General features: G+C 67.3%; 16 protein-coding genes. 5 read left to right on the top strand and 11 right to left on the bottom strand.

Features of this window, described 5'->3' with window-relative positions; all coding sequences use genetic code 11:
- Window positions 1–105 precede the first annotated feature (105 nt).
- Window positions 106–531, top strand: a complete 426-nt coding sequence (locus VGP60_RS18605; RefSeq protein ID WP_327549287.1) for a PPOX class F420-dependent oxidoreductase — start codon at window positions 106–108, stop codon at window positions 529–531.
- 10 nt (window positions 532–541) lie between these two features.
- On the opposite strand, the gene VGP60_RS18600 is transcribed toward VGP60_RS18605, so the two are convergent.
- Window positions 542–1066, bottom strand: coding sequence for a TetR/AcrR family transcriptional regulator (locus VGP60_RS18600; RefSeq protein WP_327549286.1), 525 nt, complete (start codon window positions 1064–1066; stop codon window positions 542–544).
- 106 nt (window positions 1067–1172) lie between these two features.
- On the opposite strand from VGP60_RS18600, the gene VGP60_RS18595 reads away from it, so the two are divergent.
- A complete protein-coding gene (locus VGP60_RS18595; protein ID WP_327549285.1) occupies window positions 1173–2666 on the top strand; it encodes an MFS transporter in 1494 nt (497 codons plus the stop codon).
- Window positions 2667–2716: 50 nt separating this feature from the next.
- Window positions 2717–4117, top strand: a complete 1401-nt coding sequence (locus tag VGP60_RS18590; RefSeq protein ID WP_327549284.1) for an FAD-binding oxidoreductase — start codon at window positions 2717–2719, stop codon at window positions 4115–4117.
- Here VGP60_RS18590 and VGP60_RS18585 read toward each other — a convergent pair.
- The 4 genes from VGP60_RS18585 to VGP60_RS18570 all read right to left on the bottom strand — a co-directional run bounded on the left by VGP60_RS18585 (window position 4114) and on the right by VGP60_RS18570 (window position 7078).
- Complete coding sequence (locus VGP60_RS18585; protein WP_327549283.1) at window positions 4114–4824, bottom strand: DedA family protein; 711 nt, start codon at window positions 4822–4824, stop codon at window positions 4114–4116. The genes VGP60_RS18590 and VGP60_RS18585 overlap by 4 nt on opposite strands.
- Window positions 4825–4878: 54 nt before the next feature.
- Complete coding sequence (locus VGP60_RS18580; RefSeq protein ID WP_327549282.1) at window positions 4879–5244, bottom strand: hypothetical protein; 366 nt, start codon at window positions 5242–5244, stop codon at window positions 4879–4881.
- Window positions 5241–6392: an N-acetylglucosamine-6-phosphate deacetylase gene (nagA, locus tag VGP60_RS18575; RefSeq protein ID WP_327549357.1), complete on the bottom strand. Its 1152-nt coding sequence runs from the start codon at window positions 6390–6392 to the stop codon at window positions 5241–5243. The genes VGP60_RS18580 and nagA overlap by 4 nt, the downstream gene beginning before the upstream one ends.
- 95 nt (window positions 6393–6487) lie before the next feature.
- A complete protein-coding gene (locus VGP60_RS18570) occupies window positions 6488–7078 on the bottom strand; it encodes a SigE family RNA polymerase sigma factor (RefSeq protein WP_327549356.1) in 591 nt (196 codons plus the stop codon).
- A 222-nt stretch (window positions 7079–7300) separates the two neighbouring features.
- Between VGP60_RS18570 and VGP60_RS18565 the strand changes: the two genes are divergently transcribed.
- Complete coding sequence (locus tag VGP60_RS18565; protein WP_327549281.1) at window positions 7301–7576, top strand: YciI family protein; 276 nt, start codon at window positions 7301–7303, stop codon at window positions 7574–7576.
- Between the two features lie 17 nt (window positions 7577–7593).
- Here VGP60_RS18565 and VGP60_RS18560 read toward each other — a convergent pair whose 3' ends face one another.
- The 5 genes from VGP60_RS18560 to mftA are packed head-to-tail and all read right to left on the bottom strand — an operon-like array spanning window position 7594 to window position 10602.
- Window positions 7594–8376 carry a mycofactocin-coupled SDR family oxidoreductase gene (locus VGP60_RS18560; protein ID WP_327549280.1) on the bottom strand — a complete coding sequence of 261 codons (783 nt, stop codon included), beginning with the start codon at window positions 8374–8376 and terminating at the stop codon, window positions 7594–7596.
- On the bottom strand, window positions 8373–9035 hold the full coding sequence (gene mftE, locus VGP60_RS18555) for a mycofactocin biosynthesis peptidyl-dipeptidase MftE (protein ID WP_327549279.1): 663 nt from the start codon (window positions 9033–9035) through the stop codon (window positions 8373–8375). Before mftE ends, VGP60_RS18560 begins: the two co-directional genes overlap by 4 nt.
- Window positions 9036–9042: 7 nt before the next feature.
- Window positions 9043–10203, bottom strand: a complete 1161-nt coding sequence (gene mftC, locus VGP60_RS18550) for a mycofactocin radical SAM maturase (RefSeq protein WP_327549355.1) — start codon at window positions 10201–10203, stop codon at window positions 9043–9045.
- Window positions 10204–10229: 26 nt separating this feature from the next.
- Entirely contained in the window at window positions 10230–10499 is a 270-nt protein-coding gene (gene mftB, locus VGP60_RS18545; protein ID WP_327549278.1) for a mycofactocin biosynthesis chaperone MftB, read from the bottom strand.
- Between the two features lie 7 nt (window positions 10500–10506).
- Window positions 10507–10602 carry a mycofactocin precursor MftA gene (gene mftA, locus VGP60_RS18540; protein WP_327549277.1) on the bottom strand — a complete coding sequence of 32 codons (96 nt, stop codon included), beginning with the start codon at window positions 10600–10602 and terminating at the stop codon, window positions 10507–10509.
- A gap of 61 nt (window positions 10603–10663) precedes the next feature.
- Between mftA and mftR the strand changes: the two genes are divergently transcribed.
- Window positions 10664–11290 carry a mycofactocin system transcriptional regulator gene (gene mftR / locus VGP60_RS18535; protein ID WP_414640374.1) on the top strand — a complete coding sequence of 209 codons (627 nt, stop codon included), beginning with the start codon at window positions 10664–10666 and terminating at the stop codon, window positions 11288–11290.
- 86 nt (window positions 11291–11376) lie between these two features.
- On the opposite strand, the gene VGP60_RS18530 is transcribed toward mftR, so the two are convergent.
- Entirely contained in the window at window positions 11377–12489 is a 1113-nt protein-coding gene (locus VGP60_RS18530) for an NDMA-dependent alcohol dehydrogenase (RefSeq protein ID WP_327549275.1), read from the bottom strand.
- Window positions 12490–12510 lie beyond the last annotated feature (21 nt).

Genomic DNA, 12510 nt, shown 5'->3' with positions numbered 1-12510 from the left:
CCGGCCTTTTCGCACGTCCCCAGTCTGAAATATCAAGCTAACTGGAGGTCAAGGCCAACGGGTGACACCGGGAATGCGGCGGCGTGAACACGGGTTGTGCGGGCTATGACCGATGACACAGCCCTGTACGACCTGCTCGGCGCCGGCCACCTCGGCGTGCTCGTGACTCTGAAGCGTGACGGCCGCCCGCAGCTTTCGAACGTCAGTCACTACTACGACCCGGAGAAGCGGACCATCCAGGTTTCGCTCACCGACACCCGCGCGAAGACCAAGAACCTCCGTCGCGACCCGCGCGCCAGCTACCACGTGAGCTCCAAGGACGGCTGGTCCTACGTCGTCGCCGAGGGGGACGCCGAACTGACGCCCGTCGCCAAGGATCCGCATGACGACACCGTCGAAGCGCTGATCGCGGTCTACCGGAAGATCGCCGGTGAACACTCGAACTGGGACGAGTACCGCGCCGCGATGGTCGCCGACCAGCGGCTCGTGCTGACGATCCCGGTCGCCCGCGTCTACGGCATGGCGCGCTAGCTCCCGAGCTCTAAATCCCCAGTCGCGCGAGGAGTTCGATGAAGTCGTCGAGCAGGGGTGAGGTGTCCTCACCGAGCATTGCGCGCAGGTAGAGGCCGTCCCCGATGACGCCGACGAAATCGGCGGTCATCGGGTCGCCGATCTGCTCGGTGAGCAGGGTTCGCCAGTTCTGGGTGTAGTCGCGCATCGCTTCGTCGATGGCGTCTTCGTTCCCGATCAGCCGCATCGCGGCGAGGGTGGTGCGGTGCATCGCCTTGTCCTGCGTCACGTCGGTCACCGACGAGCGCAGGTAGTACCGCACCACTCCTTCGGAGGCGGCCCTGGCTTCCTCGATGTCGGTGACACCGAGGTGCCCGACGCGATCGATCAGGCCCTGAAGCAGGGCTTCCTTCGAGCCGAAGTGGTACAGCAGCCCGCCTTTGGACACCTCCGCGCGAGCGGCGACGGCTTCGAGTGTGATCGCGCCGATGCCATGCTCGATGAGGATGTCCTGGTAGGCGTCCAGGATGCGTTCCTTGGCTGACGGCTTCGGCATGATTTGACTGTACCGTCCGGACGGTTTACCTTCAAGAGTAGACGGTAACTGTACCGTCCGGACTGTTTAGTCTGTGCCGTTTTACTGAGGAAGAGGAACGAAAGTCATGGCGGGCCGGAGGCAGTGGTGGGCGCTGGCGGTACTCGTGCTGCCGGTGCTGCTGATCAGCGTGGACATGACGGTGCTGGGCTTCGCGCTGCCGTACCTGAGCGAAGACCTGGCGCCGACGGGCACCCAGCAGCTGTGGATCGTGGACATCTACTCGTTCATGCTCGGCGGCCTGCTCGTGCTCATGGGCACGCTCGGGGATCGCATCGGCCGTCGCAAGCTGCTGCTCGCCGGTGCCGTCGCGTTCGGCGCGGCGTCCGTGCTGGCGGCGTTTTCGACCAGCGCGTGGATGCTGATCGTGGCCAGGGCGCTGCTCGGCATCGGTGGCGCGACGCTCATGCCGTCGACGCTTTCCTTGATCCGCAGCATCTTCCTCGACCCGCAGCAGCGCCGGACCGCGATCGGCGTGTGGAGCGCGGGGTTCTCCGGCGGGATGGCCGTCGGTCCGGTGCTCGGCGGCTGGCTGCTGGAGCACTTCTGGTGGGGCTCGGTCTTCCTGATCAACGTGCCGGTCATGGTGGTGCTGCTCGTCGCCGGTCCGTTCCTGCTGCCTGAGGCGCGGGACCCGAACCCGGGCCGCTTCGACCCGCTGTCCGCGGTGCTGTCGCTGGCCGCGATCCTGCCGACGGTCTACGGCATCAAGCTCATCGCCGAGCACGGCGTGACCGTCGTCGCCGCATTGTGCGTCGCGGCCGGTCTGCTGATCGGCCTGGCGTTCGTGCAACGTCAGCGCTCGCTCGACCAGCCGATGCTCGACCTCGAGCTGTTCAAGAACCGCGCGTTCAGTGTTTCCGTGCTGACCAACGTGCTGGGCATCTTCGCGCTGGTCGGCCTGCTGTTCCTGATTCCGCAGTATCTGCAGCTGGTGCTGGGCCTGACGCCGGTCGTGGCGGCGTTGTGGCTGCTGCCCGGGACGGTCGCCGGGATCATCGGAGCGTTGCTCGCCGCGCAGTTGTCGAAGCGCTTCCGGACGTCGTCGCTGATCGGCGTCGGGTTGCTGCTGGCGGCCGCCGGTTTCCTGGCGCTGACGCAGGTCGGCACCGATTCGGGACTTGCATTGCTGGTGGTCGGGTTCCTGCTGGTCGGTGGCGGGATCGCGCTCGCCGAGACGCTGACCAACGACCTGATCATCACCGCCGCGCCCGCGGAACGGGCCGGTGCCGCGTCGGCGATCTCCGAGACCGGCTACGAGGTCGGGGGCGCGCTGGGCGTGGCCATCATGGGCAGTGTGGCGACGGCTGTCTACCGCTCCGGGTTGCCGGACGGGACGGCCGACTCGGCTCGCGAAACCCTTGGTGGCGCTGCCGCGACAGCCGCGAGTCTGCCACCGGCGCAGGCCGGACCGCTGATGGACGCCGCACGTGAGGCGTTCGTCCAAGGCCTGCACGTCACGGCCTGGCTGGGCACCCTGTTGTTGCTCTACACCGGCCTGCAGGCCGGTTTCCTGCTCCGCTTGCCGCGAGTTCGCGCACGGTCGCAATTCCTGTCCTAGCGGAAAACTAATTCCGTTGTGCGGAGCTGAACGTGCCTACCATGTAACCCATGGGCAACGAGGCATTGGTCGCAAGACTTCGTGAGGAGCTCGGCAAGGACGCTGTGCTCACCGATACCGACGTCACCAGCAGTTATGCGAGAGACATGATGCCTCTCGCGCCGGTCGGCAAGCCGCTGGCCGTGGTACTGCCGGTCGACGTCGGCGAGGTTCAGGCAATCGTCCGTGCCTGTGCCGAAGCGAAGGTCCCGATCGTGCCGAGAGGCGCGGGCAGTGGCCTGTCCGGCGCGGCGAACGCGCTGGACGGCTGCGTGATGCTGGTGCTGACCAAGCTCAACCAGATCGTCGAGATCGACGCGGGCAACCGGCTGGCCGTCGTCCAGCCGGGCGTGGTCAACCTCGATTTCCGCAACGCCGTGGAGAAGCACGGGCTGTTCTATCCGCCGGACCCGTCGAGCTACGACTGGTGCACGATCGGCGGGAACCTGGCGACCAACGCGGGCGGGCTGTGCTGCGTGAAGTACGGCGTCACCACGGATTCCGTGCTGGGACTGGAAGTCGTCCTCGCCGACGGCTCGCTGCTGAAGACCGGCCGTCGCACGGTCAAGGGCGTCGCGGGCTACGACCTGGCGCGGCTTTTCGTCGGCAGTGAGGGCACGCTCGGCGTGATCACGCAGGCGACGGTCGCGCTCAAGCCGTTGCCGCAGGCGCCGGGCACGCTGGTCGCGGGCTTCTCCACCACCGAAGCGGCCGGCGAGGCCGTGGCACGCGTGGTCCGCGAAGGCCTGGTGCCGTCGCTGCTGGAGATCATGGACTCGACGTCGATCAAGGCTGCCGAGACCTACCTGAAGACGGACCTCGGCGCGGGCTCGAACTGCCAAGCGCTGCTACTCGCGCAGTCTGACGCCGGTGGCGAAGCAGCGCAGCGTGAGCTCGCGGCCCTCGAACAGATCTGCACCGACTGCGGCGCCGACCTCGTCTACTCGACCGACGACCTGGCCGAGGGCAACATGCTTCTGCAGGCCCGGAGGGTCGTGCTCAACGCGCTGGAGCTCTACGGCGTCTGGCTGACCGACGACGTCTGTGTGCCGCGGACGCGCATCGCCGAGTTGATCGCGGGTTGCCAGCGCGTCAGCGAAGAGGTCAACCTGCGCATCGCCGTCGTCGGCCATGCCGGGGACGGGAACATGCACCCGACCATCGTCTACTCGCCGGATTCGCCTGACGAGTTCGAGCGCGCGCAGAAGGCGTTCGACCAGATCCTCGAGATCGGGCTCTCGCTCGGCGGCACCGTCACCGGCGAGCACGGCGTCGGCAAGATCAAACGCGAGTGGCTCGCGCGCGAGATCGGTCCGGTCGGCCTTCGCGTGCACCGGCAGATCAAAACCGCGCTGGACCCGGAAAACCTCTTCAACCCAGGCTCGATGTTCGCGATGGAGGACGCTGACTAGCCGTCGATACGCGGCATCTGCTGGGTGACCTCGGCGGCGTTCTCGGCGGCGTCGTGGCCGCCGGCCTTCTTCCCGCGCCGGGCCTTGAGGAACTCGATCACGATCGGGACGACCGAGATCAGCACGATCAGGATGAAGATCGTGTCGACGTTGTTCTTGATGAACTCGATGTTGCCGAGCAGCGAGCCGAGCACGGTGATGCCCGCGGCCCAGAGGATGCCGCCGATCACGGTGTAGGTGAAGTACCGCTTCGGGTCCATCCGGCCGATACCGGCGATCCAGGTGATGAACGTCCGCACGAACGGCACGAACCGGGCCAGCACGACGGCTTTCGGGCCGTGCTTCTCCAGGAACGCGTGTGTCTGGTCGACGTACTGCTTCTTGAAGAAGCGGGAGTCCGGCCGCTTGAAGATCGCCGGGCCGACCTTATAGCCAATCAGGTAACCGACTGCGTTCCCGAGCAGTGCTGCGACGGTGACCAGCACGCACACGAGCCACAGCGGGGCCTCGATGCTGCCGCCGGCGACCAGCAGGCCGGCGGTGAACAGAAGGGAGTCACCGGGCAGCACCGGGAAGACACTGCTCTCGATGAAGATGATCAGGCAGAGCACGCCGATCACCGTCGGCGTCAGTCCGGAGAGCAGATGCTCCGGGTTCAGCCAGTCCGGCATGATGGACATTTTCGCTGGGCCTTGCGCGAGGATCACAACAAAAACGGTACAGGGTCACGCTGTGTGCCTTCACAGACCTCAATGAACCTGCTAGAGGAGCGTCAACAGCCCCACGACAGAGCCCGCGGCCAAGCCCAGCAGGACGGCGAGCACGAGCACCCAGTACATCGGCAGCGGCAGCCCCGGCGTGATCGGCTGCGGCGCGAGCGCGGTGCGCACCGTCGGCGGCTCCGGGGTCAGCGGATCCAGCGCGGCGCGTTCGCGCTCGAGTGAGTCCGCTCCGGCGCCCGAGATCAGCCCGTACTGCGGCGGCAGGCTGTCGGTGCCACCGGGTTCGGGCGTTTTGGGTCCGAAAGCGGACGACGATTCCGCCGTCCGCTCCGGCTGCGGGGCGAACACCGCCTGTGCCCGCAACGCGTCGGCCAGCAGCCGCTCCGGATCCTTCGGCTCGCTCATGTCCTTAAGGTAGCCGTACCCACTTCAGCAACCCATTTCCCCTGGCGGAGCACCTTCAGCGGACGCAGTTCCCCGTCGAGCACGACGACGTCGGCGGCCAGCCCCGGCTTGAGCGCTCCGGTGCGGTCGGCGATGCCGAGCAGTTCGGCCGGTTTCCCGGACGTCGCGCGGACGGCGTCGAGCAGGCCGAGTTGCGCGCCTTGCACCAGGTTGCGGAAGGCGGTGTCCATGGTCAGCGTGCTGCCGGCCAGCGAACCGTTCTCCGCGAGGGTGGCGACACCGGCGGTGACGTCGACCTCCAGCCTGCCGAGGCGGTAGCTGCCGTCGGCCGCGTCGGTGGCGGACATCGCGTCGGTGATGAGCACCGTGCGGCCCTGCCCGGCGTGCCGGGCGGCCAGCCGGAGCACCGTCGGGTGCACGTGGACGAGGTCGCAGATCAGCTCGACGGTGATGCGCTCGTCGTCGAGCAGCGTGCCGACCGGGCCGGGTTCGCGGTGGTGCAGCGGGCGCATGCCGTTGAACAGATGCGTGGCGACGCTGGCGCCGGCGTCGATCGCCGGTCTGATCTGCTCTTCGACCCCGTCGGTGTGCCCGAGCGCGGCGATGACGCCGGACTCGGTGAGCTGCCGGACGGCCTTGACCCCGCCGAGCAGCTCGGGCGCCAAGGTGACCATACGAATCGCTCCCCGGCCGTGACCGAGGAGCGCGTTGATCGTCGCCGTGTCCGGCTCCAGCAGAGCGGCCGGATCATGGGCCCCGCAACGAACCTTGGAGATGAACGGCCCTTCGAGGTGGATCCCGGCGATGTCACCGTCCTCCACCAGCTCGCGCAGGGCCGACACCTGGTCGCACAGGGCCCGGATCGGGTCCGAGACCAGGCTCGCCAGCATGGTGGTGGTGCCATGGCGCCGATGCGCGCGGACGGCATGGGCCAGTTCGTCCGGGTCACCGCTCGAGAACGAGCCACCGCCGCCACCGTGACAGTGCGTGTCGACGAAACCGGGCACGACCAGCGCACCCTCGACGTCGACATGGTTGCCAGGGGGCGGCGTACCGGTTCCGACGTCGGCGATCACGCCACCGGCGATCGCGATCCAGCCGTCGTCAAGTACGCGGTTCGGCGCGGTTACCCGGCCACCCGTGATCACAAAATCTGCTGCGGCACCCTTCACGCACCCCAGCATATATTGGTCTGGACCAAGCATGGTGATACAACCTGATGGTTCGCTTCAGCGGAGCCGGATCAGTTGGGTGTCTGCATCGCTTTTTGCAGTGCTTCAAGCGCCCGGCTGGCGGTTGACTTAACGGTACCCTTCGAGATCCCGGCGGCCTCGGAAATCTCGGCCTCGGACAGCCCGCCGTAGTAGCGGAGCACGAGCACTTCCCGCTGGCGGGGAGGAAGTTTCGACAGTGCGCTGACCACGGCCTGGTGCTCGGTGGAGAGCATCGCGAGACTCTCGGCCGAGCGGGCGTTGACGGCGTGCGGCGGGACGTACTCGCGGGCGGTCTTGCGGCGCCGCAGCACGCTGCGCGAGCCGTTCACGACGGCCGTGCGGAGGTACCCGACGGCCGCGGCCGCGTCGCGGAGCTTGCCCCAGTTGCGGTGCAGTCCGGTGAAGGCCTCCTGCACGACGTCTTCCGCTGTGGCCGGCTCGTCCACCAGCAGGATCGCGAGGCGGACCAGCCGCATGCGATGTTGCCGGTACAGATCCTCCAGGGTCAGCGGCGCGGCGGGCGGTTGAACGGGCACGGGCCCGTCGATCGCGCGAAGATGCCCGAGGGTCATCTCCACGCTGTGTTCCGCGCTGTCCTGTCCCGCGCTGCCCTCCGGCATGACCCCTCGCCCGTTCTCGTCCCATGTCCGGCCGAGCCCGGGTGTCGCTTTCGGGCTGGGTACGGTTTGCCGCGCACGTCCATTCACCACAGTCATACGCACGCACAGCGTATCGGGTTGGCCCGGTAATGCCACATTTCAAATTGTGGGATGCCTCGCTCACGACGTGGACCGCCGTGGGTAGCGTCTGGACGTACCCGCTCGCTGATCGTTGGAGGCGTCATGGCCTGGTTCCTGGTCGAAATTCGTTACGTGCAAGAGAAGTACGGCGCGGTCCGGCCGGCCCACCGCGAGTTCCTGCAGAAGCACGCCGACGCCGGAACGGTGCTGGTCGCGGGCCCGCTCACCGACGAAACCGGTGGCGTGACGCTCTACCAGGCCGAGGACGAGGCCGCGCTCTACGAGATCATCAACCAGGATCCGTACCACCTGGAAGGTGCTGTCGCCGAGCGGACCGTGCGTGGCTTCAAGCCCACAATCGGTTCCTGGGTCGTCTGAGTCCCCGTTAGGCCAGCTCAGGCCGTAAAGCCGCCGTCGGCGTGCACGACGGTGCCCGTGATGGCCGACGACTCCGCCGAGCACAGCCAGCCGACGACGGTCGCGACCTCGGCCGGGTCGAGGATCCGCTCGACGAGCTGATGCTGGGCGAATTCGTTGATGTCGTCCAGTTCGTAGAGCGCCGCCGACGCGGCGAGCATCGGCGTGTCCGTCGAACCGGGCGAAACGGCCACCGCGGACACGCCGGTGCCGCGCAGGTCGGTCGCGAGGCCACGGATCAGGCCGACCACGGCGTGCTTCGCGGCGTTGTAGGCGGCGAGATGCCACAGACCGCGGTGTCCAGCCGCCGACGCCAGCGCGACGAACCGGCCGGTCCGCGGCTCGTCTTCGTTGAGCATCGCCGGGATCACCGCGCGTGCCAGGTTCGCGACTCCGCGCACACCGGTTTCGAAAAGCGCGTCCCAATCGCTGTCGTCGGTCTCCCACAAGGGTTTCCCGCCCGCGATGACCGCTGCCGCGGCGACAGCGGCGTCGATCTGGCCGAACTCCTGCTGCGCGATCGCGACAGCGCCGCGCAGGGAATCGGCGTCACGGACGTCCGCCACGACGTCTCGCACCTGGCCGGGCCACGCCTCGACCAGCGAGCTCAGCTCGCTACGGCTGGCCATCGGGTACGGCACGGCCGGGTCGTCGGCGCAGCTGTCGACGGCGACGATCTGCCAGCCGTCCTCGGCGAGTCTGTTCACCGTGGCGCGCCCGATCCCGCGCGCGGCTCCAGTGACTACGGCTACTCGGTTCACTGGATTCTCCCGAACTCGTCCGGCCGCCAGACGTCGACCGCGGCACGGAGGTGGCTGATCATTTCGGTCAGCATGACCTGTCCGTGCTCGGCTGTCGCGCTGGTTGGATCGCCGAGCACGCCGTTGGGGCTCACCTCACGCAGCTTGCCTTCCCTCAGTTTCGGCAGAAGTTCGCGCAGCGGGGCGGTGTTCCCGGGCTCGACGCGGTCCAGCCGCACGGTTTCCGGGGCGATGGCCAGCATCAGCGCGGTCTCGGTCCGCCCGGCGTGCGCGTCACCGTCGGGGATCCCGCAGCTGAACCAGGCGACTTCGCGGGCCTCGTAGCGCAGGAGCTTCACGGCCGGGACGAGCGCGCTGACGTTGCCGCCGTGGCCGTTGACGAACACCAGTTTCGACGCCCAGCGGCAGGCCGAGCGGCCGAACTCGACGAGCAGCGTGCGTAGCGCGTCCTGTCCGATCGACACCGTGCCCGGGAACTCCTCGTGCTCACCGGAGGAGCCGTACGCGACCGGCGGCGCGACCAGCGTAGTGCAGCCACCGGCCACGGCGGCCGCGATCCGGGTGTCGGTGTCGAGCGGGAGGTGCGGGCCGTGCTGCTCCCAGGAACCGGTTGGTACCAACAAAACCTGCGGCGTGATCTCAGGCCAGGTGACGTCCACTCGGGTTTCAGGCCAGCGGGCTCGTGTCGCACGCGCGATCGGGCAGGCGCACGGACGGAATTCCCAGCAGTACCTTCTTTTTCCCGGTGCGCGAGTGATCCTGGCTCGCCTTTGGCAGCGTGTCACTGTCCCGTTTGGACAGTGCCTGTTCACCATGTCCCTTGACACACTCGGGATCCGGGCCGTCCAGCGGCAAGCCGGTGAAGAACTTCGCCGCCATGCAACCGCCCTGACAGCTGTCGTACGCCGGGCAAGAATTGCAGATGCCGCCGGTCTGCGGGCGCCGCAAATCCTTGAACAGCTCGGAGTTCTGCCACACCCACTTGAAGCCCTCGCCGCGGACGTTGCCCGCCTTGAAGACGTCGTGGATGGCGAACGGGCAGGCGTAGACGTCCCCGATCGGATCGATGAGACAGACGACCCGGCCCGCGCCGCAGAGGTTCAGCCCCGGCAACGGTGTCGAGCCGAGTGCGTTGAGGTGGAAGAAGGAATCGCCGGTGAGCACGCCTTCGCCGTTGGCGACGAGCCAGTCGTACAGCTCCAGCTGTTGATCGGCGGTCGGGTGCAGCTCGTCCCAGACGTCGGCGCCGCGACCGGACGGACGCAGCCGTGTGATCCGCAGCTGCGCGCCGAAGTCGTCGGCGATGCGCTTGAACTCGTCGAGCTGACCGACGTTGTGCCTGGTCATGACCACGGAGATCTTGAAATCGCGCATGCCGGCGTCGGAAAGGTTCTTCAGCGCGCGCATGGCCATGTCGTACGAACCCGGGCCGCGGACGGCGTCGTTGACCTCGCGAGTGGCGCCGTCCAGCGAGATTTGGACGTCCACGTAGTCGGTCGACGCGAGCTGCTTCGCGCGTTCGGGCGTGATCTTGACGCCGTTGGTGGAGAACTTGATGCCGACGTGGTGCGCGATCGCGTAGTCGAGCAGCTCCCAGAAGTCGGGGCGCACGGTCGGCTCGCCGCCACCGACGTTGACGTAGAAGACCTGCATGCGTTCGAGCTCGTCGATGACGGCTTTGATCTCGTCGGTGGACAGCTCGTCCGGGTCGCGGCGGCCCGAGGACGAGAGACAGTGTTCGCAGGCCAGGTTGCAGGCGTACGTCCACTCCCAGGTCAGGCAGATCGGCGCGTCGAGGCCGTACTTGAACTGCTCTACCAACGGCAGTGTTTTTCCTTGATCCAATGTCGCCGTCATATCCTCTCCACGATCATGTCGGTGGCGACCAGGGAGTCGAGCGCCTTGAGATAGCTCGCGCGCCGGGCGTCGGTCAGCTCGCGGGCGTCGAGGGCCTGACTCAGGGTCGCGTGTTCACCGAGGTCGCGGACGAAGTCGACGAGGTCCGGCGCCTTGAGGAACGACAGCTTGCGGTTCCCGAAGTGGTAGGCGAGCGCCCCGAACGGCTCGGGGCGCAGCGCCACACTTGGGTTGAGTCGATAAGGTTTCTCCAGGTCAAGCGGCATGGCGGGGTCAGTACACGCCGCACATGCCGTCGATGGAGACTTCTTCCACCAACAGTTCCTCCACGACGGGCGTCTCGGTCTCTTCACGCACTGGCTCGGCCATGGTGTCCTCCGCGTTGGGTGGCTGAAGGTGGTCTAATCAAGCTAATGGCACTCAGTGTCAAATGGAAGAGGTGGGAACGGAAGTGCCCGACCGGAGCAGTGTCGACACGCCTCAGCGAGGCCGGAAACGAAGCACCTCGCGGGTCGAGCTCGAACACATCGCGTTCGAGCTCTTCGCCGAACGCGGATTCGAACGCACGACCATCGACGACATCGCGGCACGCGCGGGGATCGGCCGCCGCACGTTCTTCCGCTACTTCCCGTCCAAGAACGACGTGGCCTGGGGCAATTTCGACGAAGAACTCGTCGCCATGCGAGCCCGTTTCGCCGCGACCTCGCCGGACACGCCGCTGATGGACGCGCTGCGGCAGGTCGTCGTCGAGTTCAACCGGTTCCCGGCCGCGGACGAGGTCTGGCACCGCCGCCGGATGACGCTGATCCTTAAAGTGCCTGCCCTGCAAGCACATTCGACGCTCCGGTACGCCGACTGGCGAGGCGTTGTCGCCGACTTCGCCGCCGGCCGCCTCGGCCTGCCGACGGAATCCCTTGCCCCGCAAGCCATCGCGCATGCGGCCCTCGGCGTCGCCGTCGCCGCCTACGAACAGTGGCTCACCGATCCCGAGGCCGAACTGACGCCGTTGCTCGACATCGCGCTCCGCGACCTCGCCTCCGGCTTCACCCGCTCCTGAAGCGGCATGAATGGACCTTTCATCTCGGGCTGTGTCTTCTACCGAGTGAGATGAAAGGTCCGTTCATGCCACTTTTCGCGAGGCCCCTACTCGGCGTGGACGATGACGCCGCGGAGGTTCTTGCCGTCGCGGAGGTCCTGGTAGCCCTCGTTGACCTGGTCGAGGGTGTACTTCGTGGTGACGAGTTCGTCGAGCTTCAGCTTCCCGGCGTCGTAGAGGCGCAGCAGGCGGACGATGTCGTACTGCGGGTTCGCCGAGCCGAACAGCGTGCCCTTGATCGTCTTCCCGAACAGCGTGAGGATGCCGCCGGAGACGTGCACGGTCAGCTTGTCCACCGCGGCGAGGCCGGTGATGATCACCGTCGAGCCCTTGCCGGTGATGTTGAAGGCGTGCGTGACGACGTCCTCGTCGACGACGCCGACCGTGACGAGTGCCTGGTCGGCCATCTGGCCCCAGGTCAGCTCCTCGACCTTCGCGTGCGCCTCTTCGGCGGTCGCGAACGCGTGCGTGGCACCGAACTTCAGCGCTGCCTCACGCTTGAACGCGATCGGGTCGACGGCCACGACGTACTTCGCCCCGGCGTGCGCGGCGCCCTGGATCGAGTTGATGCCGATACCACCGATGCCGTAGACGACCGCGGTGTCGCCCGCCATCACGCCGCCCGCGTAAACCGCGCTGCCCCAGCCGGTCGGGACGCCGCAGCCGACGAGCACCGCGGTTTCCAGCGGCAGCCAGTCGTCGACCTTGACCACCGAGTGCTGCGAGATCGTGGCCCGCTCGGCGAACGTGCCGAGCATGCACATCGCGCCGAAGTCCGTGCCGTCCTTGCTGAATCGGAACGTACCGTCGGGCATGTGGCCGTCGAGGATCGTGGCGCCCATGTCGCAGAGGCTCTGGCGGCCGGTCGAGCAGTAGCGGCAGACGCCGCAGTTGGGGATGAAGCTGCATACGACGTGGTCGCCCGGCTTGACCTTCGTGACGCCCGGGCCGACGTCCTCGATGATGCCGGCGCCTTCGTGGCCACCGACGATCGGGAACCGAGGGGTGAGGTCACCGTCGGTCAGGTGGAGGTCGGAATGGCACAGCCCGGCGGCCGTGTACTTGATCAGGACCTCGCCGGGGCCGGGGCCCTGCAGGTCGAGTTCCAAGATCTCAAAGGGTTTTCCGGCATCGAACAGAACTGCGGCCTTGGTCTTCACCGATGGACTCCTCTGGGTGCG

This window comes from Amycolatopsis sp. (genome assembly GCF_036008905.1).
Classification (GTDB): domain Bacteria; phylum Actinomycetota; class Actinomycetes; order Mycobacteriales; family Pseudonocardiaceae; genus Amycolatopsis.
The sequence above is the reverse complement of the archived record's forward strand: the minus strand, read 5'-3'. Positions and strand labels throughout refer to the sequence as shown.

Bases quoted from the DNA above. Each gene is read 5' to 3' on its own strand.
- VGP60_RS18605 (WP_327549287.1), top strand. From the start codon at position 106: ATGACCGATGACACAGCCCTGTACGACCTGCTCGGCGCCGGCCACCTC.
- VGP60_RS18600 (WP_327549286.1), bottom strand. From the start codon at position 1,066: ATGCCGAAGCCGTCAGCCAAGGAACGCATCCTGGACGCCTACCAGGAC.
- VGP60_RS18595 (WP_327549285.1), top strand. From the start codon at position 1,173: ATGGCGGGCCGGAGGCAGTGGTGGGCGCTGGCGGTACTCGTGCTGCCG.
- VGP60_RS18590 (WP_327549284.1), top strand. From the start codon at position 2,717: ATGGGCAACGAGGCATTGGTCGCAAGACTTCGTGAGGAGCTCGGCAAG.
- VGP60_RS18580 (WP_327549282.1), bottom strand. From the start codon at position 5,244: ATGAGCGAGCCGAAGGATCCGGAGCGGCTGCTGGCCGACGCGTTGCGG.
- VGP60_RS18570 (WP_327549356.1), bottom strand. From the start codon at position 7,078: ATGCCGGAGGGCAGCGCGGGACAGGACAGCGCGGAACACAGCGTGGAG.
- VGP60_RS18565 (WP_327549281.1), top strand. From the start codon at position 7,301: ATGGCCTGGTTCCTGGTCGAAATTCGTTACGTGCAAGAGAAGTACGGC.
- mftB (WP_327549278.1), bottom strand. From the start codon at position 10,499: ATGCCGCTTGACCTGGAGAAACCTTATCGACTCAACCCAAGTGTGGCG.
- mftA (WP_327549277.1), bottom strand. From the start codon at position 10,602: ATGGCCGAGCCAGTGCGTGAAGAGACCGAGACGCCCGTCGTGGAGGAA.
- mftR (WP_414640374.1), top strand. From the start codon at position 10,664: ATGGAAGAGGTGGGAACGGAAGTGCCCGACCGGAGCAGTGTCGACACG.